Origin of the sequence: Dyella sp. 2HG41-7, assembly GCF_021390675.1 — a bacterium.
Lineage (GTDB): Bacteria > Pseudomonadota > Gammaproteobacteria > Xanthomonadales > Rhodanobacteraceae > Dyella_B.
Map to the genome: position 1 here is coordinate 104,075 of NZ_JAJEJV010000003.1, position 21,336 is coordinate 125,410.

12 protein-coding genes are annotated in these 21,336 nt (G+C 60.0%); 7 read left to right on the plus strand and 5 right to left on the minus strand.

The window, feature by feature from the left end; genetic code table 11:
- Positions 1-122 precede the first annotated feature (122 nt).
- From L0U79_RS00480 to L0U79_RS00495, 4 genes are all read right to left on the minus strand, one after another.
- Positions 123-1,682 carry a glycosyl hydrolase family 39 gene (locus L0U79_RS00480; protein WP_233839917.1) on the minus strand — a complete coding sequence of 520 codons (1,560 nt, stop codon included), beginning with the start codon at positions 1,680-1,682 and terminating at the stop codon, positions 123-125.
- A 255-nt stretch (positions 1,683-1,937) separates the two neighbouring features.
- Entirely contained in the window at positions 1,938-4,310 is a 2,373-nt protein-coding gene (locus L0U79_RS00485; RefSeq protein WP_233839918.1) for a TIM-barrel domain-containing protein, read from the minus strand.
- A gap of 95 nt (positions 4,311-4,405) precedes the next feature.
- A complete protein-coding gene (locus tag L0U79_RS00490; RefSeq protein ID WP_233839919.1) occupies positions 4,406-5,968 on the minus strand; it encodes an alpha-amylase family glycosyl hydrolase in 1,563 nt (520 codons plus the stop codon).
- A 304-nt stretch (positions 5,969-6,272) separates the two neighbouring features.
- Positions 6,273-9,185, minus strand: coding sequence for a TonB-dependent receptor (locus tag L0U79_RS00495; protein ID WP_233839920.1), 2,913 nt, complete (start codon positions 9,183-9,185; stop codon positions 6,273-6,275).
- A gap of 552 nt (positions 9,186-9,737) precedes the next feature.
- On the opposite strand from L0U79_RS00495, the gene L0U79_RS00500 reads away from it, so the two are divergent.
- The 7 genes from L0U79_RS00500 to L0U79_RS00530 all read left to right on the plus strand — a co-directional run bounded on the left by L0U79_RS00500 (position 9,738) and on the right by L0U79_RS00530 (position 18,853).
- Entirely contained in the window at positions 9,738-11,351 is a 1,614-nt protein-coding gene (locus tag L0U79_RS00500) for an alpha-glucosidase family protein (protein ID WP_233839921.1), read from the plus strand.
- A 353-nt stretch (positions 11,352-11,704) separates the two neighbouring features.
- Positions 11,705-13,204, plus strand: coding sequence for a hypothetical protein (locus L0U79_RS00505; protein ID WP_233839922.1), 1,500 nt, complete (start codon positions 11,705-11,707; stop codon positions 13,202-13,204).
- A gap of 113 nt (positions 13,205-13,317) precedes the next feature.
- On the plus strand, positions 13,318-14,112 hold the full coding sequence (locus tag L0U79_RS00510; protein WP_233839923.1) for a TOBE domain-containing protein: 795 nt from the start codon (positions 13,318-13,320) through the stop codon (positions 14,110-14,112).
- A gap of 133 nt (positions 14,113-14,245) precedes the next feature.
- Positions 14,246-15,565: a hypothetical protein gene (locus L0U79_RS00515; protein ID WP_233839924.1), complete on the plus strand. Its 1,320-nt coding sequence runs from the start codon at positions 14,246-14,248 to the stop codon at positions 15,563-15,565.
- Positions 15,566-15,651: 86 nt separating this feature from the next.
- Positions 15,652-15,870, plus strand: coding sequence for a hypothetical protein (locus L0U79_RS00520; protein ID WP_233839925.1), 219 nt, complete (start codon positions 15,652-15,654; stop codon positions 15,868-15,870).
- 69 nt (positions 15,871-15,939) lie between these two features.
- Positions 15,940-18,261, plus strand: coding sequence for a 3'-5' exonuclease (locus tag L0U79_RS00525; protein WP_233839926.1), 2,322 nt, complete (start codon positions 15,940-15,942; stop codon positions 18,259-18,261).
- A gap of 13 nt (positions 18,262-18,274) precedes the next feature.
- The gene (locus tag L0U79_RS00530; RefSeq protein WP_233839927.1) at positions 18,275-18,853 is read left to right on the plus strand and encodes an FUSC family protein; all 579 of its coding nucleotides are present in this window, start codon (positions 18,275-18,277) and stop codon (positions 18,851-18,853) included.
- A gap of 67 nt (positions 18,854-18,920) precedes the next feature.
- Here the strand turns inward: L0U79_RS00530 and L0U79_RS00535 are convergent, their stop codons facing one another.
- Entirely contained in the window at positions 18,921-21,248 is a 2,328-nt protein-coding gene (locus tag L0U79_RS00535) for a TonB-dependent receptor (protein ID WP_233839928.1), read from the minus strand.
- Positions 21,249-21,336: the final 88 nt, after the last annotated feature.

The following is a 21,336-nucleotide window of genomic DNA, read 5'->3' on the forward strand; positions in this document are numbered from 1 at the left end:
GAAACACGTTCGCGCAGGCAATCGTGCATGGTAGGCAAGCCAGCGTGTCCTGGTTGCCTTTTGCATACGTATTCATGCGCCACGCCCTAGCTCCCTCTCCTTCTGAGGAGAGGGAGCGAAGATCAATGCAGTTCGAGCACTACCAAGCCCTGCGGCGGAATGTCGATACGCAAATGACCGTCTTGCACATCCATCGATTCGGACGCGGCCATTTTGCCTGCAGCACGCAATTGCACGATCTGTTCACGACTAGGGAAATCCGGACGCCCCATGCTGTCGAACGTCGCCACAGCGTTGCCGTGCTGCTCGTCCTCGCGCCAAACCGTGGCTTTGGCTGCCGCACTCAGATGCGATACGTCGATATCGAAATGCTTGGTGGAACCCTTCGGTTCGCCCTTGGTATACGCAGCGGTGTCGCCGACGGGTGGCGCGTAATTCCACAGCGCAAGCACCACCGTACCGTCCGTGCGACGCGTCGCCAAGGCGCTATCGGAAGCGACGGGCAAGCGCGTATCGCCCAAACGGTGCAGCATCGCAAACGCATTAAAGGCGGGTTTCTCGATGCGATCGGCCGCAACCAAGCCGAAGCCGCCGTAGAACGGCGTGCGCACCACGCCTTGCTCGTCGAAGACATCGGAGAACGACCAATAGCTCATGATGTCGACCTTGCCGGCGCATTCGCGAATCGTGTTCGCCATCCACGGGCCCATGTACACCGAGTCGGTGACGTTGGGCAGGTTGGCGTAAGACGCGTTGTACTCGCTAAAGATCAACGGCATCTTCGGATACGGCGACGCCTTGATTTGACGATGCACGGTATCCACCGCGCGGCACACCATGTCGGCGCGCGGAATGTTCTCGTTCGTCTTGAATACGTTTTGCGCGGTGTCGTCGCCGTAGACATGCGTGCTCACGAAATCCGCCGGCACCTTCGCATCGTGCACGTGCTTGAGGAAGTCCGGTACCCATGCCGCTTGCGCCGTCGCAGGTCCGCCCACGCGCAGGCGCGGGCTGATCGCTTTCAACGTACGCGCGGTGTGGTCATACAGCTCGAAATACGTAGGTTGCTCCGGCCGACCGCCCCAGAAAGTGAGGTTGGGTTCGTTCCACACCTCGAAATACCACGACGACACTTCGTCGATGCCGTAGCGCGCGATCAAATGCTCGGTGAACGCGCGCACCATCGCATCCCACTCATCGTAGCTCTTGGGCGGCATCACATTCGGGTGATACCAGAAGTCGTGCTGCTTGGAAGGATCCGAACTCAATTCCGGCGGCATAAAGCCGAGTTCGACAAACGGTTTTACGCCGCGCTCCAGCAGGCCGTCGTAGATCTGATCGACGTACGAAAAGTTGTACGTGATATGACCGTCCGCATCACGCTGCGCCACGCCGACGTCGCGATCGAAGATGCCGTGAAAGCGCACAAAACTAAAACCTGTGGCCGCATGCACGTCTTGAATGTCTTTGCGGTAGTCGTCGCGCAATGCGAGCACTGCGCGTCCCGAACCGAACATCTGCTCCCAGAAATGGGGAAACGATGTCCCGGCCGCTTTCGCGTCCACCTTGATCGCTACCGTGTCGGAGGCTGACGGTGTCGCGGCGTAAGCGGCGCCCAAGGCGAGCGACGTGGCGAGCGTCAGGCTGAATGCGATGCGGCGTAACGAGATCGAGCGGGACATGGCGACTCCTTGATGCACACGGCAATGTAAACGTTTACTTCCAGGGTGCCGAGTGTCGTACAGATATGGCGGTGGGTTCAATGCCGAAGACGTGATCCACGCATGGCACTGCTCCCTCCTCTGTTCAACAGGGGAGGGTTGGGGTGGGGCTGTATGAGCTTGCGGCGCCGGCAAAATCCAAGGCAAGGTTGCTTTACCCCACCCCAACGCTCCCCTACTAAAAGTAGGGGAGGGAGCCGATGCGCGAGATTTCGCTTAGTGGGAAGTGGCGGAGCTCAGCGCCACATGCCGCGCTTTACCAACCTCAAGGCGAACGATCGTCACGTCGCCATAACGATCGTGATCGACCATCCAACCTTCACCCTTTGCCGCCTGCAACGCTTCCGCATTCGCATACGACTTGAGCGCCTTGGCGCCGACCTTCACGGCCGCCGCCGTCACACCATGCACTTTCACCAAGTAATACTTCAGCGCTGGTTTGTAACTGCCATGCGTCGCGTCGGTGCTGAATTGCGCACCGTCGGCATCGCGCTGCGCCGTCAATCGTTGCGAGAAGAAAGCGCCATGCTCATACGCATAGGTGCCGCCGTCATCATCGTAGTAATCGAAATGCGTGGCGCGCTCGGCGGGAAAGACGTCCACGGTTATCTCCGTGACCGGATGCTCGCCGACGTAATCCATCACCGGCTGCGTGGGAATGATCGCGCCTTCGCGGATAAATAGCGGAATGTCGTGCCAGGTTTTGCTATCCACCGCGTAGTGGATGGTCTGTCCGCCTTGATACGCCTTGCCGCTGAAATAGTCGGTCCACTGACCGGCGGGGAGATAGATGTCCTTCTCTGTTTGACCTTTCACCACCACCGGCGACACCAACAGGCTGTCACCGAACATCCACGCATCGACGTCGTCGCGCACTTGCGCGTCGTCGGGATAATCGAACGTCAGCGGACGCACCAGGCCCAAGCCTTTGACGGTGTCCAAGCGCTCGTAGCTGTAGATGTAAGGAATCAACGCATAACGCAGGCGAATCGCATCGGCGGCAGCCTGCTCGGCGGTCGCGCCGTACATCCACGGCTGACGCTTTTCGCCTAGCGTGCCGTGCACGCGGAAGATCGGCACGAACGCGCCAAATTCGATCCAGCGCGCATAGTTTTCATCGTCCGGATGGCCTTTGAAGCCGCCGCCATCCATGCCCCACTTCATCTCGCCTGCATCGATCGCGTTCAGCATGCGCTGACGTTGCGCGGCCATGCTGTCGAAGCCGGTGTCGATATCGCCAGACCACAAACCGTAGGCGTAACGTTGCGCGCCGAGATAGAAATCGCGATTGATCGACCACACGCGGGTCTGGCTATACGCGCGTTGACCGTCGTACAGCGCACGCTGCATGTTGAGAAACTGCGTATTGCTGTCGGTATCATCGGCTTCGTCGTTCCACCAGCCGACGATGCCGGTGTCGAACGAATGCTTCAGTGCAGGATTGAAGAACCATGCACGCACGGCGGACTGATCGAAATCCAATTCGCGCACCGGTTTCAACGAAAAATAATCGGTGTTCTGCGGACGGTTGTTTACCCAGTAGCCGTGCGCTTCGGCGTAACGCCCTTCGGCCGTGTCGACATGAATGCGCGGTTTCATGATGCCGGTCATATGCATGCCGAGCTGATCCATCGTCGCCTTCAAAGAGCCGTCCGGGCCGCCCGGAAATTTCTTCTCATTCCAGCGGAATTCGCCATCGTTGTCGTCGCCCCATGCCTTCCAATCGAAATCGAAGGTGAAGTTGTCGATGGGGATGTGCCGCGTGCGATAGCCGTGCACGATGGCGATGAATTCCTGTTGGTCGATGCCCCACTGGCTATTGGTAAAGCCCATCGCCCATTTCGGAAACATCGGCGGCGTGCCGCTAAGCGTGGCGAGTGCGGCGAAGATCTGCGGCGGCGTGCCGGCCATCACGTCATAGCTGATGTCTTCGCGCGTGACGCCGCTGACATCGATGCGTCCTTCCGCCAGATCGAATTTCGCGCCGACCGTATCGACCAGCACGCCATAGCCGCGTGTACTCCACACGAACGGCGCGCCCGGATAACCCTGTTCGCCGGCTTTGGCGATCTGCACGCCGTGACGCAGTAAGCCGCCCTTTGCGGGCTCGAACGCGTCGTAACCGCCGATGCCGTAGAGCGGATCTGCAGCGTCGTGCTGCAGGTCGATATGGCCGTCCATCAAGGTGGCCGGATCGGTCTCGACCAAGGTATGCCCTTGCGCATCCGCTACGACGAGATGAGCCGTCTGCTTGTTCCAGGTGACGACCAACTCAGGACTCGATACGGAAGCGGCCGACGAGGTATCGCTCGCGTGCAGATTCGACAACATATCGCGGGAACCATGCGGGTCCATCACGATGCCCGGCCGCCTGCTGAAACCGCTGGGCATGCCGTGAATCTGCACCACGTTAGGCGCCACGAAACGCACGACGATGCGGTTTTTCCCCTGCACCAAATCGATGCCGTGCGCGTCCGCGTGCTGAAGCTGGAAGGCCGCGGTGTTGGGTTGATCGGCAGCCGCCGCATGATGGGTGGAAGCGATCGCCAACAGTAAACCGCCGATTGCAAGATATCGCAGCGTTGTCATCCCAACATCCCTAGACGCGAAAACCGCCCGACTATAACCGCACCGCCAGGGTGCGGGGGCAAAATCGTTCAAAGCGGCAACGATGCGGTGCGCCGTTACTGCAGCACCGCACTCGCGTAGGGCGGCAAGGTGACATGACCTTGCGTCATAACGACACCGGTTCCGCTTTGCTCGAGCACCGTCGTCGCATGGACCTTCGCATTGAGCGGAAAAGTGCGGGTTTCGCGCGACAAGTTGTGCACGACCAACACCTGCGACTGTGCGTCTTGCAGCGTGTAAGCCAGCACATGTGGATCGGTCACGGGCACATCATGCAGTACGCCGTCGCGCAGCGCGCCGATGTGTTCACGCCAGCCGATCAGCTTGCGATACAGGTTGAGTAGCGAATTGGGATCGGCATCTTCCGCCTGCACGGAAATCTCTGGACCGTCGTGCGCGCTCCAATCTTTCCAGCTCGCCGTGCCCTGCCCTTTGCCGTCGCGATACCAGCGCATCGGCTCACGGATATTTTCATCGGGTTTCGCGCCTTGCATACCCAGCTCTTCGCCGTAGTAGATAAAGGGCTCGCCAGGCAGCGTGAGCAACAGCGCTGCAGCAAGACGCATATGCGCCATATTGCCGTCGAGCTGATTCATAACGCGTTCTTGATCGTGATTGGAGAGGAACGGCGCATCGTCGAAATGACCGTCCGCGTGCGCGCGATACGCCGCATAGGTGTACTCGAGACCGCGACCGATGCCGAGATTGCGTTCCTGGTTCACACTGTTGATCAGCTGCGTCGCCACCGGGAAATTGAACACCGTGTTGAGCGGGCCCATGTACGGCGTCAGATCGTCCGGATTCTGACGCGACACTTCGCCGACCAGCCACACGTGCGGATTCGTCTCTTCCAGCGCGTGGCGATACTCGGCCCACCACTGCACGTTTTTCTTCAGCGCGACGGGGCTGTCCATATCGCTGCGCATGTCGTCGTAGATATGTTGCGCGGCATCCAGACGGAATCCGTCGACACCCAGACGCAACCAGAAGCGACCGGTGTCGATCATTTCCTTGCGCACGGCCGGGTTGTCGTAATTCAGATCGGGCATCGCACCCGTGAAGGTGCCTTCGTAGTACTTGCCGTTCGGCGCGCGATGCCACGCCGGGCCGCCGACGGCGCTGATCTCATGCAGATCCGTTTTCGGCGTGGCCCACAGATACCAATCGTGATGCGGGTCTTTCGGATCGAGCGCCGCTTTGAACCACGGATGCTGATCGCTGGTGTGATTGATCACCATGTCCATCACGACTTTGATGCCGCGCTTGTGCGCTTCGTCGACCAGCTTTTTGAAATCCTGCAGCGTGCCGTACTGCGGATTGATGCCTTCGTAATCGGTGATGTCGTAACCGTGATACGTGGGCGAAGGATTGACGGGCATCAACCAGATGCCGCTGACGCCAAGCGACTTGATGTAATCGAGCTTGGCGGTGACGCCGTTGAGATCGCCGATGCCGTCGCCGTTCGTGTCGTAGAACGCGCGCACGAAGACTTCGTAGTAGACGTCGGACGGTTGCGCGTTCGATTTTGCCGGCGCCGTATTCGCGCTCGCCAACGCAGGCACGGAAAACACCAACGCGGCGGTCAACGCAGCGCGACACAGAACACGAAGCTTGGACATGGAGATCTCCCGGGGATGGAGTGTCGTCGTCACGGCGCAGGCCGCGCAACGATGTCGAAGCGTCGACGATGGCGAACCGGGACTCGCCTATTTTTTAAATAAAAAGACCCGACTCCACAATCGTCAACAGAGCCGGGCCGGGGGAGACGCGCGGGGTGCCGCCCCCACCGCAAACACCCCCGCAGGTTGGTAAAACAGTAATATGAAGCCCAGGGGGCGGGTGGGGGCGAAGTAAATGGAGATGCCGGGNGGCCGGGGGAGACGCGCTGGATGCCGCCACAACGGCATCCAGCGCGGCTGGTTCTTACAGCTTGAAGTTCACGCCGAGGTAGCTGGTGCGTCCGAAGTACTGGATCGTGCCGGTCTGCGTCGGGTTGCCGCCGAAGTACGTGCGCGTCGGCTGGTTGCTGAGGTTGAGCATCTGAGCCACCACGCTGAACTGCTTGGTGATGTTGTACGCCGCTTGGAAGTCGTACACGGTTTCGGATGCGAACGTCACCAACTGGTTGTCGACGGCGATCTGCGTGTCGGAGAGGAACGACGAACGGTAGTTCGCGGACAAGCGGGCCGAGAAGGTGCCGTTGTCGTAGAACAGCGCCGCACTCGCCACGCGCTTGGACAAGCCTGGCAAGCCGATTTGCGTTGTCGGGCCAGCCAGGGTGGTCGGGTTGTGCACGTTGCTCGCGCTGAACGCCACGTTTGCGTCGAAGCCCAGGCCCGACCAGATGCCCGGCAGGAAGTGCGTCTTGGTGAACTGCGCTTCCACGCCGTCCACGTGACCGCCCTGTGCGTTGTAGGCGGTCTGATAGACGCCGTTCGCGTAAGGCTGACCGGTGGCCGGATTGGTCGGCACCTTGATGCCGGCCGCGGCGAAATCGAAGTTGTTGTAGGTGACGTTCTGGATGAACGAGGCGATGTCCTTGTAGTACACACCCACCGTCACTTCGCCAGTGGAATCGTCGAAGTAATGCTCGTAATCCAGGTCGTACTGCGTAGCGCGCAGCGGATTCAGCAGCGGGCTGGTGCCGCCCCACACGTTGTACTGACCGTTGGACACCCAGGAACCTGCGCCTGCCAGCATCGTGTTGATCGGCGGACGCGACAGTACCTTGGCTGCGGAGAAACGCGTCTGGTCGTTGTCGTCCCAGTGATAGATCAGGTTCAACGACGGCAGGTAGTCGGTATACGTCTTGCCGACCTTGAGCGGCGCGTAGTCGGTGCTGGTGTTGCCGTTACCGTCGGTGATCGGAACGCCTTCGCCGTTGCCGACCTGCTGCAGACCGTTGCTGTACTGCGACTGGTGCGACACGCGCACGCCGACGTTACCGGTCAGCTCGCGGCCGCCGACTTGCGCGTCGATATCGCCCATCAGGAAGAAGTCGCGCGTGCGCTCGTTGACCGAGCCGCTCTGAATTTCCGACCAGCTCTGATCGGTGATGTTCTTCACCGGGTTGGCGACGATGCCGTGCGCGGCCAAGATGGCTGGACCGTTGAGCGTCAGGAAGCAGGGGAAGCCGCTGAAGTTGCCTTTCCAGCAGGTGACCTGCGCAGCCGAGGACGGAATGGTCAGCGGCGGCTGACCCGGGCTGTTACTTGCATAACCGCCCCACTCCGAACCGTATACATAGACCTCGCGATCCGCGTTATAGGCATGGTTGTTCGCGTACACGCCCGCTTCGATCGCCGTGAACACGGGGTTGTTCGGCAGATCGTATTGAACGGCGGTGCGGAACGCTTTATCGCGATCGTGATAAATGTAGGGATACACACCGTAACGCGACAACGCCATGTCGTTGAGGTTGGTGTAGATGCCCGGATTGGCGAACGACAGATCGCCGATGGAGCGACCCTTCAGCAAGAAATTCGCCGTCTGCGACATCAGCGTCGGGGTTGCGGTGCCCAGGCCGTTGTACGGATCGGCCGTGGTGTCGACGTTGATTTCGTGGCTGGCGGCGCGCGACATCGACAGATCGGATTCGACGTGCCAGTTGCCGTGGTTCCACTTCATGTTCAGGCCGCCGGAGAACACGTTGGTGTTCGTCGTGTAGTTGTCGGCCGTGGTTTCGTTGGAGAACTGCGAGGAGGCGCTGGCGCCGGTTACCGTACCGCCGATCAGCGTGCCCGGCTGGCCAGGCTGCGCATACGTGAACACCGGATTGGTGACCTGCGTATTGTTGCCGTAGTAATTCTGCGAACGGTAACCGAAACCGTACGACGAGTTGTCGAACTTCGAGAAGAACGTATCGGCGGTCAATTGCAACTCATCGGTGGGCTTCCACACGACGGTGCCGAGATAACCGCGACGACGCTCTTCGCCGCCGTTCTGCTGCAGCTGCACGCCTTCGGGCATATACGACTGCTGCGGACTGGCCTTGTTGAGCTGATACAAACCACCGTCGGACGCTTCGCCGACGAACTGCTCGGACACGTGCGGCTGATACATATCCGCAAAGCCCAGGCCAACACCCAAGGTGTTGTCGAGGAACTTGCCCTGGTAGGCCACGCTCAGTCGATAACCGGTCGCGCTTGCATTGGGCACGCCGTTCGCCGCGTCGTTGTAGCTGCCGCGCGTATCGATGTTGAGCGACTGATCCTTGGTGTTATCCAGCGGATTGGCCGTCTGCAACGCGATGGTGCCCGCCACGCCGCCTGTGATCAGCGATGCCTGCGAGGTTTTGTACACCGTCGCCATGTTGATCAGTTCGGACGGATATTGGTCGAACTGGATGTAGTTGGTGCCGCTGGTCGAGGGCTGCTCGCGACCGTCCAGCGTGGTCAGAATGAAGTCGCCCGAAAGACCGCGGATATTGATCTGCGATGCCTGGCCCGCGATGCGCTCGGCGGAAACGCCCGGCAGATGCGTCAGCGAGTCGGCGATGGACTGATCCGGAAGACCGCCGATATCGGCCGCCGTCACCACGCTCTGAATCGTGTCGGCATAACGCTGATAGTCGACCGACTTCTCGACGCTCGCGCTGAAGCCCGTCACCGTCACGGTGGACAAGCTCTTGGCCAACTGCGCCTGGCTCTTCGGATTGGTGGTTGCCTGACTGGTGCTGCCGTTATTGGCGGTGTTGTTGCTCGTCGTGGCGGCTTGTTGCGACGAATCGGTCGTCTGCTGCGCACCGGTATCGCCCGTCGCAGCCTGTACGCCGAAAGCCATGCAAAGACCAGCCGAAGCCAGTGCCATCACCAGCAAATTACGCTTGAGTATCACGTTCCCCTCCCCAAACAATTTTTATGTAGTCGCATCTTGTGATTGCCGACCGCCACGTTGTCGCGGTTCGCAAACACGGGCAGCTCGCACGCTGTCCGATGTGGAGTCGGCGGCGTGAATGGATGGTAGGGCGCGTTTTTCCATGGGAACTACATCTTGCATACGTATTCATAGCGCGCCCCCTTGACCGCCTATCGCAGCGCAGCATGCATATTTCGTCACGACGCGCTAGCACGACAAAACAGGCATAAATCGAGGCAAATGCGCGGTTTTTCCGAATCCACTCCATTTCCGCGCAATCCTCATCGATTTCCCGCCTGCGTATTCATGCCGCAACCGCAGCACGAATGAATACGTATGCAAGCGACGCGAGTCGCGCGGGTCGCGCGTCTAAGCTGCACCTGCTTTTCACCGCCGCGTCGGATGCAGGCTTACGTCTGTCTTTCAACGCGCCGTGGATTCGGAAAGGCATTGCAGCTTCGCCGCTCGCCTGCATGCGCGCGACGAGGAAGTGGGTCGCGGCAAATATCGGATTTCAAGGACAGGGTTTCAATGATCGATGCAAGCTGGTGGCGCGGCGCCGTCATCTACCAGATTTATCCACGCAGTTTTCTCGACACCAACCAGGATGGCGTCGGTGACTTGCCGGGCATCATCCAGCGACTGGATTACGTGGCAAGCCTGGGCGTGGATGCGATCTGGATCGCACCGTTCTTCCGTTCGCCGATGGCCGACTTCGGTTACGACATTGCCGATTATCGCGACGTCGATCCGCTGTTCGGCACGCTCGACGATTTCGATCGTCTGCTGGCGAAAGCGCACAGCCTAAATTTGAAAGTGATGATCGATCAGGTGTTGAGCCACACCTCCGATCAACACGCATGGTTCAAGGAAAGCCGCGAAAACCAGACCAACGATAAAGCCGATTGGTACGTGTGGGCGGACGCAAAACCCGACGGCAGCGCGCCAAACAACTGGCTGGCGATTTTCGGCGGCTCGGCGTGGCAATGGGAGCCGCGACGCGGCCAGTACTACTTGCACAACTTTCTCGCTTCGCAGCCGGATTTGAATTTCCACAATCCGCAAGTGCGCGCGGCGGTGCTCGACAACGTGCGCTTCTGGCTTGACAAAGGCGTGGACGGGTTGCGTCTGGACGCAATCAACTTCTGTTTCCACGACGCGCAGCTGCGCGACAATCCGCCGAAGCCGAAAGAAAAACGCGTGGGCCGCGGTTTCAGTCCGGATAATCCCTACGCGTTCCAATATCACCTCTACAACAACACGCAGCCGGAAAACCTCGCCTTTCTCGGTGAATTGCGCGCATTGCTCGATCTCTATCCGACCGCAGTGACGCTCGGCGAAATTTCGTCGGAAGATTCGCTCGCAACGATGGCCGAATACACGCACGGCCATCGCCTGCATATGGGCTATAGCTTCGAACTGCTAGGCAGCGATTTCAGCGCGACGTATATCCGCAACACCGTGGAGCAACTCGAAGCGCAAGTCAGCGAAGGCTGGCCGTGCTGGTCGATCTCCAATCACGACGTCGAACGCGTGCTCACGCGTTGGGGTAATGGCAACGCATCGCCGCGTCTGGCAAACCTGCTCACCGCAATGGTGTGTTCGTTGCGTGGCTCGGTGTGCGTGTATCAAGGCGAAGAACTTGGTTTGACCGAAGCGAACGTGCCGTTCGAATCGCTACGCGATCCTTACGGCATCACTTTCTGGCCGAATTTCAAAGGTCGCGACGGATGCCGCACGCCGATGCCCTGGGACGACAGCGCCTTCGCCGGCTTCAGCAAAGTTGCGCCGTGGCTGCCGATTGACGAAGCGCACAAAGCGCTCGCCGTGACGCATCAGGAAACCGATCCCGATTCGGTCTTGCACGGTTTCCGTCGCTTTATGCAATGGCGTGCCGCGCAGCCGGCATTGCGTCGCGGCGGCATTCGCTTTCTGGATACACCCGAACCGGTGCTCGCCTTCGTTCGCGAGCATGACGGCGCGCAAGTGCTCGCGGTGTTCAACCTCAGCAAACAGCCGCAATCGCTGACATTGAAAGGCTTCGAAGGCGCACAACCGCTTTCGGGTCACGGCTTGGACCAAGGTTCGCTGGAGCTCGGTCAGCTGCAGCTTCCCGGACACGGCGCGCTGTTCGCACGCTGCTGAAATCGACGCACTTGTCTTTCAGACACGTACCAATTTATTGAACCGGACGCGGGTCCCGCGGCTGCATAGGGCCGCGGCGCGCATGCGTCGCCACGGACTCGCGTGTGACCGGAAGCACAAAAACCAGGCAGATCCGACGTTTGTCGCGGTTAAAGGGGATAAGTGGTTAAAATCCCGTGGTTCCGGCCGAGCGCATGCATCATCCCCGTTTGGACGGCTTTCCGGCGACCGCTAGCCGATCCCGGAATCCGGCATTCGACGCGCTTTCTGTCCTGTCCCGGGCACGCCGTGCGTGTGCCGGGCCTGGGCCAATGCGGTCGGCGACGCCCCGACATCTCCGAGGAACACTGGTTTTGAATACAGCGAACGATACGGCACGACGCAATCCTGGCGTGAGCGGCATGAGCCTGTACGTACCCCAGCCCCGCGTCTCCCTGCGCGATTGGTGCGAGTGGACAGGCAATTCCTGGGACAAGGTGCAGGCCGTCGTCGGCCGAAGCTTCCGCCGACCGGCGCCGTACGAAGACGCCTACACCATGGCGGCCACCGCCGTACTGCGGTTGATCCGCAACTACAATGTCGATCCGCGCAATATCGGCCAACTCTCGCTCGGCACCGAAAGCAGCAAGGACAACTCTGCCGGCGCCGTGATCGTGCGCGGCATGGTGGATCGCGAGCTGGAACGCATGGGGCTGCCGCGTCTTTCCCGTCAGCTCGAAGTACCTGAATTCAAGCACGCCTGCCTCGGCGGCGTGTATGCGTTGAAGAGCGCGCTGCGCTACGTCGCCTTCGATGCGCACGGCAAGCAGGCGATCGTGGTGTGCAGCGATATCGCCGAATACGAGCGCGGCTCCAGCGGTGAGCAGACGCAAGGCGCCGGAGCGGTCGCCATGCTGGTGGAAGCCGATCCTAAGTTGTTCGAAGTGGATCTGGCGAGCGCCGGCAGCGCGTCGGATTATCGCGGCCCGGATTTCCGCAAGCCGTTCGCGCGCCATTTCGATCAGGAATACGGTCAGCGTAGCAAGCGCGCGCACGATTTCCCGGTATTCAGCGGCAAATACTCCACTTTTGCTTATCTCGACGAAACGGGTCAGGCGGTGGATGCGATGCTCGAGCGCCTGGGCGTTTCCGATCTCGATTTTCTCAATGGCGCAGATGGCCTGTTCTTCCATCGTCCGTATCACATGATGCCGCTGCAGGCGCTGGCGTTTATTTATGCGCGTGCGTTGGCGCGCGCGCCGCAGCCGAACGAAGAATTCCAGGCGATGTGCGCGCAAGCCGGCGTCGATCCGGAAGCGGTGATCGCCGAATGCAGCAACAAACCGGATCTCTTCGGCGAATTTGTGCGCCTGGGCAGTCATGCCGACGCCGCGCACGATGCGCATCCGCTCACCACCAAGTTGTCCGGCGTGGTGCGCAAGAGTCCGGCGTTCCAGCAGTTGCTCGCCACGCGCGTGAAGTTCGGCACCGACTGGGCGATGGAATTGGGCAACCTCTACACCGCTGCGCTGCCGGCGTGGATTGCTGCCGGTTTCGAGCAGGCGCTGGATGAAAATGCCGAACTGTCGAACGCCAAGTTCTACGCAATCGGCTACGGCAGCGGCGACGCTTCCGAAGCGATTCCGCTGAAGGTGGCGCCGCAGTGGCGCGAAGCCGCCGGCAAGATTAACTTCCGCACCGCGCTGGCGGCGGCGGCCGATCTGTCGCAGCAGGAATACGAGGCGCTGCACGACGGCAAGCATCCGGAGCTCCATTGCCCGCCGCGCGATCAGTTCGTGATCGCCCGCACCGGCACCACGTACGAAGCCGCGTTCCAGGATTTGGGCGTCGATTACTACGACTTCGTTCAATAAAGACCTAAGCCGGGATCGCATGAAGCCATGCGATCCCGGCCACGTATCCTGATATCCGCCGTTCTCGCCTTTGGCTAGACTCACACCATCCAGGCTGCGAGTCAGGCATCACGATGCTTAAGCTGAAAGGCATACTTTCGCTTCAGTCCGGCAATCAGATACTGGGCGGCGCCGACCGCATCGCGCTGCTGGCCAAGATCCAGGAAACCGGCTCGATTACGGCCGCCGCGCGCGCGGTCGGGGTCAGCTACAAAGGCGCGTGGGACGCCATCGACGCCATGAACAATCTGGCCGACGAACCCCTGGTCACGCGCATCACCGGCGGCAAAGGCGGCGGCGGCACACGCCTGACCGAGCGAGGTCAGCGGCTTATCGAAACCTTTAGCGCACTGGAAGAAGTGCACCGCCGATTCTTATCGCAGTTCGAAACGCTGACCGACGCCTCGGCCGACGACATCAAGCTGATAGGTAGCCTTATGCTGCGAACCAGTGCCCGCAATCAGTTTTCCGGCCGGGTCACCGTCATCCACAAAGGCGTGGTTAACGACACGGTGGAATTGGTGCTCCCTGGCGGCGAACACGTCGTGGCGAACCTCACCTGCGAAAGCACGGAAAACCTCGGTCTTCAGGTCGGCAGCGAAGCCGTGGCGCTGATCAAAGCATCGTCGGTCATGCTGGCGCTTCCCTCCGACGAGATGCGGCTGTCGGCACGGAACCAATTCGCAGGCACCGTCACCCATGTCACCGAAGGTCCGGTCAACGCGGATGTGCGCGTTCAATTGGCCGGTGGCAACGTCATGTCGGCCGTGATCACCAAGGAGAGCGTGTCCCAGCTCGGCTTGGAGGAAGGCGTGCCGGTGATCGCAGTGGTGAAGGCCTCCAGCGTGATTCTGGGCACCACCCGCTAGCCTCCGGGCATATGACAAGACGTTTATACGGCCGGCATCTGGCCTGATCCTGCTGGAAACCGTCATATACTCGGCGATATAACGTTGCCTGTCGGTGAGGCGCAAAGTCCCACCCACCCTAGGGAGAATCTGCATGTTGAAGCCATGGGCGCTTTCCGCCGCCATGCTCGGCCTGGTCGCGGCGAGCACGACCGTTTACGCCGACGACGACATTTTCAGCAGCGGCCATGTGGATGGCGACCTGCGCATGTACAACTTCAGCCGTCTCTATGAGAGCAAGACGACGCCCAATGCCGAAGCGTTTTCGGTCGGCGCGCTGATCAATGCGCAGACCGGCCAGTTCTTAGGGGGCTTCAGCGTCGGCGGTTCGTTCGTGACCGTCAATTCGCTCGACACGCACTCGGACAACCTCGCGAAAATCGATACGACACTGGCCGGGCCGAACAATTCGATTGGCGCCTTCAGTCAGGCGTATCTGCAATACAAGAACGACCTGTTTCTCTTCCGCGGTGGCTACCAATACCTGGCCGACGATCCCTGGATGGGCAACAACGATTCGCGCATGATCCCTTCCTCGTACAACGCGCTGATGGTGCAGTTCACGCCGATCAAGGGCTGGAATTTGTTCGCGGTGCGCGAATACAGCTGGAAGAGCCGCACGTCGTACGGCATGTACAACGACAACCTGTATTACGCCTCGAAATACTCGGGCGATTCGATGTACGGCAACAACGGCGCGCTGCCGCTGACCGCGCGATCCGCACCCGGTACGTGGGAAGGCGGCACCACCTACGTGCATGGCGGCTTGAGCGCGCAGTTGCGCTATTACGATTTCATGCATTTCGCGCGTACCGGTTATGCGGTGGGCAGTTACGTGTTCGACACCGGCAGCGGTTTCAATCCGGTGGTGGGCGCGCAGTACCTGACGCAAAACGACGGCTCGGACAATCGCTTCACCGAAAGCAATGCCAAGCTCTTCGGCGTTGCCGGCGATCGCGTGAAGAGTCAGGCGATCGGCGGCGATCTGGGCGTGGTCATTCCCAGCGGTCGCTTCGATATCTACTACAACAAGCTCGCGCACGAGGCCGGCGCGGTGGGTGGCGGCGCGCTGATTTCGCCGTACACCACTAATTACGGCACCGATCCGCTGTACACCACCTCGATGATTCGCGGCTTGGTGGAAGCCGGTCCGGGTCGCGCCTGGAAAGGCAAATTCACCTACGATCTGCTCGATAAGAAACTGCAGCTGACCGCGGCGTACGCAAAGTACATGACCGTCTATCGCGGCAACAGCCACAATTTGTACTTCGACGTGATCTACCACCTGGATGGCTATCTGCGCGGCCTGACGTTGCGCGACCGTTGGGAGCTTTCCAACGGCGGCGTCGCGAATCTCAATCCGAGCAATAAAACCTTTGTGTATAACCGCGTGATGATCGACTACAAATTTTAAGCGATCGTGAAACGGCAATCGGCGGCATCTTCCTTTCTTAAGATGCCCATGCCTATGATCGGGCGGTCCTTTTCGCGGAGCGAATCATGCGCGCCATTCTGTTTATCGTAGGACTCGTGTTGTTGATCGGCGGCCTGTGGGTGGTTTTCGGCCACGGCAGCTATTCCCAAACCGACACCGTGTTGCAGCTCGGCTCGGCCAAACTGACGGCCACGCACGACAAAACCGTTCCGCAGTGGATCGGCATCAGCGGAATCGTCGTCGGTGCGCTGTTGGTGCTCGGCGGTATGTTTTCCAAGCGTTGATCGCGCTTGCCGCGCCCTCTCGTCTTCGAGAGGGCGTGAAAATGAGGGACAGCGGCTACAATCCCGCAGATGGATGTCTCTCACCTGATCGAATCGCTTAACGACGCGCAGCGCGAAGCCGTCTGCGCACCGCCCGGCCACTACTTGGTTCTTGCCGGCGCCGGCTCCGGCAAAACTCGCGTACTCACGCATCGCATCGGCTGGCTCAATCAAGTCGAGCACGTGCCGGCCTGGGCGATTCTTGCCGTTACCTTCACGAACAAAGCCGCGGGCGAAATGCGCGCGCGCCTCGATAATCTGATTCCCGGCGGCACGCAAGGGCTTACGGTCGGCACCTTCCACGGTATCGCGCACCGCTTGTTGCGTCGTCATTGGCGCGAAGCAGGTTTGCCGGAAAGCTTTCAGATTCTGGATGCCGACGATCAACAGCGCATGGTGAAGCGCGTCGTCGCCGGTCTTGGCCTGGACGAAGCGCGTTTCCCGCCACGTCAGGCAGCTTGGCAGATCAACAGCTGGAAAGACGAAGGCAAGCGGCCGGAAAACATCGAGCACGGCCAGCACCCGGTCACACGCACGCTTGTGCAGATCTATCAGGCGTACGAAGACGCTTGCCGTCGCGCCGGCCTGGTGGACTTCGCCGAACTGCTGCTGCGCGCACACGAATTGTGGCTGAAGCAACCGGCGGTGCTGGAGCACTACCAATCACGCTGGCGTTATCTGCTGATCGACGAATTTCAGGACACCAACGCGCTGCAATATGCGTGGATTCGCGTGCTCGCAGGCCACAGCGGCCAGGTGTTCGTCGTCGGCGACGACGACCAAGCCATCTACGGTTGGCGCGGCGCAAAGGTGGAAAACGTGCAGCAATTCCTGCGCGATTTTCCCGGCGCGCGCACGATCAAACTGGAACAGAACTACCGCTCCACCTCCACCATTTTGAAAGCCGCCAACGCCGTGATCGAGCGCAACGGCAATCGCCTCGGCAAGCAGTTGTGGACGGCCGGCGATGAAGGCGAACGCATTTCGGTATACGCCGCCTACAACGAACAAGACGAAGCGCGCTTCGTGATCGAGCGCATCCGCGAATACATCGCCGAACATGGCGATGCGAAAGATTGCGCGATCCTCTATCGCTCCAACGCACAATCGCGCAACTTCGAAGAGCAGCTGATCCAGCACGATATTCCGTACCGCGTCTACGGCGGCTTGCGCTTTTTCGATCGCGCGGAAATCAAAGACGCACTCTCCTATCTTCGCCTTACCGCCAACCGCCACGACGACGCGGCGTTCGAGCGCGCCGTCAATACGCCGCCGCGAGGTATCGGCGATCGCACCTTGGATGTGTTGCGGCGACGCGCACGCAGTGAGGGCGCGTCGATGTGGGAAGCCGCGCTGAGCGAACTCACATCGGGAACGGAGTTGGCTGGGCGCGCAAAGAATGCGGTCAAGGGCTTTCTTGTGATGATCGACGAAATGGCGCGCGCCTTTTCTCCCTCTCCCCTTCGGGGAGAGGGCTGGGGTGAGGGGCCAACCTCGCCGGAAGTTTTCGCTCCGAACAGCCCCTCACCCAACCCTTTTCCCTTGGGAAAAGGAGAAGAAGCAGGTGTACTCCCCGGAGGGGAGAGGGCTCAAGCAGCATTATCGCTAGCCGAACAAATCGACCACGCCATTACGCAAACCGGTCTACGCGATTTCTACGAAAAAGACAGCCGCGGCAACGCCGAATCGCGCGTGGAAAACCTCGACGAATTGGTCAACGTCGCCAGCCGTTTCGAACTCACGCCGGACGACATCGAAGCGGGCTTGAGCGAACTGTCCGCCTTCCTTTCGCACGCCGCGCTGGAAGCCGGCGAAGGTCAAGGCGAATCCTGGGACAACTGCGTGCAGCTGATGACGCTGCATTCCGCCAAAGGTTTGGAATTTCCGTTAGTGTTTCTCGTCGGCGTGGAAGAAGGCTTATTCCCAAGCCAACGCTCGGTGGAAGACGAAGGCCGTCTGGAAGAAGAACGCCGCCTCGCCTACGTCGGCATCACGCGCGCGCGCCAGCGACTCATCATCACGCATGCCGAATCGCGCCGCATGCACGGCACGGAAATGCTCGCACGGCCATCGCGCTTCCTGGCCGAAATTCCGCCTTCATTGGTCGATGAAGTACGTCCGCGTGTGCAAGTAAGCCGTCCGCTTTATGCGGGTCGTTTTGCCGAACAGGCGCCGTCGTTGCAGGAAGACATGCCGGTGAAGTTGGGTCAACGCGTCAGCCACCCCAGTTTCGGCGAGGGCGTGATCGTGAGCGCCGAGGGCAGCGGCGCACATACGCGCTTGCAGGTGAATTTCGAGAGCGCTGGCAGCAAATGGCTGGTCGCCGCGTATGCCAAGCTCACGCCATTGTGAGGACGACACGCCGATGAGCACGCGACCCCTGCGCGACATCCGTCGCGAACTCGGCTACTTCGATCGGCAACTGCAAGATTTCTACCAGCGCTTGCCGTGGAGCCATCGTTTGGTCAACGGTTTGTCGCTAGCGGCGCAGGCTATTGTCGGCGCAAGCCTCGGTTACGGACTTGGTTTGCTGTTGCATACGCAACAAGCTTTCTGGGGCGCGCTGACGGCCATCGCCGTCACGCAGCAAACGTATCTCGATACTCGCAAGTCGTCGCTCGATCAGGTAATCGGCGCCGCCATCGGCGCGACGGTGGCAATCGCTGGCTCTTTCCTCGTGCAAGACAATTACTGGGCTTACGTGTTCACGATGGCGATATCCATCGTGCTGTGCTGGCTCTTCAACGTCGGCAACGCCGGCAAGCTCAGCGCCACCACGGTCACCATCGTGATGCTGGTTCCGCACAGCGGTCCGTTCTGGACGATTGCGCTTACGCGTTTGGGCGAGGTCACCATCGGCATCGCCAGTGCGCTGGTCGTGACGGGTGTCGCGCACAAATTGGAAAAGTGGTGCTTCGGCGATAAACCGCACGCCGGCACATGATCATCGCAATAAGCAGAAGGCCCGAGTTTCGCGACTCGGGCCTTCTCCGTTTTGCCTTGGGATCCGGTCAGTATTGATACTGCACCGTCATGCCAATCGTGCGCGGTTGATTGATCGCCATGCGGCGCGTCGTCGGCAAGTCTGCCGAAATGGCCACAGGAAGATCGGTCTCGCCACGTTTGTTGAACAGGTTGGTCGCATACAGTGAAACGTCCCAACCATTGTATCCCTGCACGCCCGCGCGGATGTTAGTGGTGGTGAACCCACCGCGTTGATAGAACGGGCTGGCTTGGTCGTAGAGGAAATTCTCGCGACCGACATAGCTGACGTCCGCGCGCAGGAATCCATCGTAGTTTCCACTTACCGGGTGACGGTATTCTGCCGACGCGGAGCCGCTCACACGCGGCACATTCACGAGACGATTGCCGGCCTTGGCATCCGTGCCTGGCACGTCGTTCTTCAAGTAAGCATCCGTATAACCAAAGCCTGCACCGAGCGTCAGCGATTTGATTGGACGGAACTGCATCTCTACTTCGCCACCCTGGCTGACAGCGTTACCGAAGTTCGCCGTGATATTGAATCCGCACTGCAGCACGATCTGCTGCTGCACCTGGCTCCAATCGATGCGATAGACCGATGCATTCACCGTCAAGCGGTGATCAAGCCACGATGTTTTCGCACCGATCTCGTAGTTCCACAGGTAGTCCGGGCTGTATGTGCTCAACTGCGAGGCGTTCAATCCAAGCCCTTCCACTTCCTGACCGCAAAGCGACACCGGCGCCGGATTGTTCGGACCGCCCGGACGATAACCTTGCGATGCGGTGGCATACACCATCTTGTCCGGCGTGATTTGATATTCCAGCGTGTATTTCGGCGTGACGCCGGTATCGCGCGAACGGTTGCTCACGGCGCTGTAGCCGCCGTTGAACACGCCATCGCCCGTTTGCGTGAACGACTGCGTCACTTCAAACGCGCGCATGCCGGCGCTGGCTTTCAGCTGGTCGGTAATTTGATACGACAATTCGCCGAAGATGGCGTATTCGTCCAAGGCCGCGTTGCGCGTGCCGGCATAGATGGTTGAATAATTCGGGAAAGGCGTACCGAAGGTCTGATTGAAACCGGCGGGAAACGGAATGGACGACGCCAGCGGCGCGTTCACGTGGTGATAGTACGCGCCGGCGATCGCTTGCAGCGGACCGTCGAGCGTACTGGTGGCGCGCAGTTCCTCGGTGAATTCCTTGTTCTTGTAGTCGCCGAACATGGTGACCGGATAAACGGTGGGGAGATCGAAGAAATAGTTGATCACCTTCGACGCGTCTTCCCGGAGATTCACCTCGCGCGTGAAATACGAAGTCGACGACACCACTTCCGCGTACTCGAACTGCTTATGCACGGCGACGTTGGCGATCAGCGATTTCTGCACATCGGCTTCATTGACATCGCGAACCTGGATCGGATTCGACAAGCTGCCCGGCACGGCGTCGAACGTATACGGCGAACCCAGGCGCGAGTATTGATACAGAACACTTGGCGTGATGGTGAGCGTATCGTCCGGCTTGATCAGCAGCGCGGCGCGCGTACCGTACGATTTATAGGTGTTGACGTCTTTTTTCACCTTACCGCTTGGATCGGCGGCGAGATAGTTGTAAGGGTCGATCGGATAGCGATCGATAAATCCGTCGTCGTAACGCTCGTACGCCGAAACGCGCAAACCGACTTTGCCGTCGACCAACGGCAGATTCGCCACGCCGCTAACGTTGTTGTTCAAGCCGCCGCCTTGCGTGCCTGAAATATCCGTCTTGATGCGCGCCTCGACCGCATCGGCATCCGGCTGATTGGTCACGTACTTCACCGTGCCGCCCATAGAGCTGGAACCGTAAATCGTGCCCTGCGGACCGCGCAGCACTTCCACGCGATCGATATCGAACACGGACGGGTCGATCACGCCGCGCGTGGAGAGCAACGCCGCGTTGCTCGATGCGGCAATCGGCGTGTCGTCGAGGTAGTAGCCCACCGTCGCGGCGGAACCGGCGATGGAGGAAATGCCGCGAATGATCAGGTTATTGGAACCCGGCCCGGACGACGCCACGTTCAACGACGGCGCGATGCGCGACAAATCGGCAAGACTGGTAACGCCTAGCCGCTCCAGCTGCTCGCCATTGAGCGCCGACATGCTGATTGGCACTACTTGGATGGATTCCGCGCGCTTGCTTGCTGTAACGGTGATGCCGTCCAGCGTGGTGGCGGACGAAGAAGCTGATTTGTTTTGGGCTACCGCGGTCTTGTTGCTCGTGCCTTTATTTTTCGCGGCATCTTGTGCGTACACCATGCTCGATAGCACGACGCCGCTGAGAATGATCGCGCTATACAACGCGCGGTGACGAAGAGATTTCATGAACGATGTCCTATAAATGGGCAGCCAGAATGGAAGCGTCCCGGCCTCGGGCAACGGCGCGCCGTCTCACAGCCAACGGTGATTTGGC